Origin of the sequence: Lacrimispora sp., assembly GCF_032078915.1 — a bacterium.
In the GTDB taxonomy this organism is placed as follows: domain Bacteria; phylum Bacillota; class Clostridia; order Lachnospirales; family Lachnospiraceae; genus Lacrimispora.
This window is the reverse complement of record NZ_DAMAUN010000134.1, coordinates 10,429-12,045: the sequence shown is the minus strand read 5'-3', so window position 1 is coordinate 12,045 and position 1,617 is coordinate 10,429. Positions and strand designations below refer to the sequence as shown.

The window sequence follows — 1,617 nt, the reverse complement described above, 5'->3', positions numbered from 1 at the left end:
CAGAAAAATGGAGTTAGGATTTGCATCCTAACTCCGTTTTGTCTACAGTCTGAGGGCTGACTCATCGTCAGCCCTTTATTTTTGATTACAATATATTGTACCATCTCAAATACGACAAAAGTATGTCACTGCTGAGGCACAACCGCAAAGAAAATCAGGTCAGCCCCGCTGTCATTGATCATGCTGTGAGCATAGCCCTTGGGACAATAGTGACACCGTCCTGCCTGTATGTCTTCCTCTCCTCCGTCAAACAGCATTTTCCCTGTTCCCTGTAGAAAATATATGATTTCACTGCTTGTATCGTGGGTATGCATTCCTATGGATGCGCCCGGCTCCAGCTTTCCATAGAGAATCTTATTGTTCTTATCTACAAGCATTTTTGCCTTAAATTCTTTTTCTCCACCGTTAAAACGGGGGAGTATGGTTTCCTCTATCTCGTCAAAATTAATGATCATATTCATCCAGCCCTTCTTAATCTTAATTCCCTTGCTTCTGTGGCTTTTCTACCCGGCCATTAAGAAAACAGAGAAGAATCCTATCCATCAATGCCGGCATGATCTCAGGATACGTCAGGGAATCAGGCATCTCATCCAATAGCCGTATCTTTTCTATCTCAAACCCCGGCGGCATTTCTCCAAGTTCTTTAACTTCACTATAAAACAGCATCCCAAAAGATTCTTTAGAATTCTCCTCGTTCTCATCAAGATTCCGAACCGAATATCCACTGACCGGCTTCAGTATATATTCTATTGCTCCCGTCTCCTCATAAAGTTCCCGGTTGGCAGTCGTTACGATATCTTCCCCCTTTTCCCGGTGTCCTCCGGGGATTTCAAGGGTGTCCCGGTTCTTGTGCTTACAGAATATCCATTTATTCTGATACCGTGAAGCAATGACTGCATACTCCAGTAAATGATCTTCAACAGAATCATAAAATGTTACTTTTATCATCAGATCCCCTCCTATCTGATATTAACTTACCATGTATGAAAAGGAAAAACAATCTATTTGTTAATAATTTAGGTCTATAAAAACAAGAAAGCAGCAGACAATCATGGATTCGAAATAAAACCATCTTTGTCCGCCACTTACTGCAATCAATCTTTTTTTCATATGTCTTATGACCTGATGATGCCGTAAGATGCGAAGGTGTACAAGCCGCTTATCCTGTCATACCAGTCAATGCATTTATTTGATCTTCCCAGGAGTATATCCTGCTTTTCTCACCATCTCTTTCAGCTCATCCTCTGGCATCTGCTCTTTCATATGTATGACTGCCAGTTTTTTCTTCAGATCCACGGAAGCATATAATCCTTCCCGGCTATTAAACTCATTCTCCACTCTCTGTTTGCAATTGCCGCAGGTCATTCCTTCTACCTCCAGGGTTTTCGTATAGGTATAATGGGAAATATTTTTATCAGCAGCTTTAATTTTCTTCACTTCGCTTCCGCCGCTTCCGCAGCAGCCATATTTCGACCTTTTTATGGTGCTTCTTAATCCAAAATAGCAAATAACAATTAAAATCACACAAATAATTGCAGTAGACATCCTGTAACCTCCTCTTTCCAATCCAGCCAATCCAGCCAATCCAGCCAATCCAGCCAATCCAGCCAATCCAGC

3 protein-coding genes are annotated in these 1,617 nt (G+C 41.6%); all 3 read right to left on the bottom strand.

The window, feature by feature from the left end; translation table 11 throughout:
* Positions 1–125 precede the first annotated feature (125 nt).
* Positions 126–461, bottom strand: a complete 336-nt coding sequence (locus tag RT269_RS28200) for a cupin domain-containing protein (RefSeq protein ID WP_313187699.1) — start codon at positions 459–461, stop codon at positions 126–128.
* A gap of 16 nt (positions 462–477) precedes the next feature.
* On the bottom strand, positions 478–948 hold the full coding sequence (locus tag RT269_RS28195; protein ID WP_313187698.1) for an NUDIX hydrolase: 471 nt from the start codon (positions 946–948) through the stop codon (positions 478–480).
* Positions 949–1,185: 237 nt separating this feature from the next.
* Positions 1,186–1,545, bottom strand: a complete 360-nt coding sequence (locus RT269_RS28190) for a heavy-metal-associated domain-containing protein (RefSeq protein ID WP_313187696.1) — start codon at positions 1,543–1,545, stop codon at positions 1,186–1,188.
* Positions 1,546–1,617 lie beyond the last annotated feature (72 nt).

Coding starts and splice junctions, on each gene's coding strand:
- RT269_RS28200 (WP_313187699.1), bottom strand. CDS start 461: ATGAATATGATCATTAATTTTGACGAGATAGAGGAAACCATACTCCCC.
- RT269_RS28190 (WP_313187696.1), bottom strand. CDS start 1,545: ATGTCTACTGCAATTATTTGTGTGATTTTAATTGTTATTTGCTATTTT.
- RT269_RS28195 (WP_313187698.1), bottom strand. CDS start 948: ATGATAAAAGTAACATTTTATGATTCTGTTGAAGATCATTTACTGGAG.